The organism is Actinacidiphila sp. bgisy167, from assembly GCF_965342175.1.
Lineage (GTDB): Bacteria > Actinomycetota > Actinomycetes > Streptomycetales > Streptomycetaceae > Actinacidiphila.
Window position 1 is genome coordinate 1 of sequence record NZ_CBDRBL010000239.1, and the last position, 551, is coordinate 551.

Consider the following 551-nt stretch of genomic DNA (forward strand, 5'->3'; position numbering starts at 1 on the left):
CGCCGCCAGCAGACGGTACGCATTGACCATCACCACCGGGTCGTTGTGCTTCACCGAGATCTTGATGTCCCGGAAGCCGTGCTCCTCGAACAGCGAGCACTCCCACAGCGCCGACTCCACCAGCGCCTCGGGCGTGGCCTTGCCGTACTTCTCCAGCAGCCGCTTGTCCAGCGACCCCGCGTTCACCCCGATCCGGATCGGCACCCCCGCGTCCGAGGCCGCCTTGGCGATCTCCTTGACCTTGTCGTCGAACTGCCGGATGTTGCCCGGGTTCACCCGCACCGCCGCACAGCCCGCGTCGATCGCCGCGAACACGTACTTCGGCTGGAAGTGGATGTCCGCGATCACCGGGATCTGCGACTTCCGCGCGATCGTGGCCAACGCGTCCGCATCGTCCTGCGACGGACAGGCGACCCGCACGATCTGGCAGCCCGACGCCGTCAGCTCCGCGATCTGCTGCAACGTCGCGCCGATGTCGGCCGTGACGGTGGTCGTCATGGACTGGACGGAGACCGGGGCGTCCCCGCCCACCGCCACCGACCCGACCTGGA

At 68.4% G+C, this 551-nt stretch carries 1 protein-coding gene; it reads right to left on the bottom strand.

The window, feature by feature from the left end:
* Window positions 1-551, bottom strand: a 551-nt coding sequence (locus ACRWND_RS30965; protein WP_431955316.1) for a flavodoxin-dependent (E)-4-hydroxy-3-methylbut-2-enyl-diphosphate synthase, incomplete at both ends; no start/stop codon positions are given.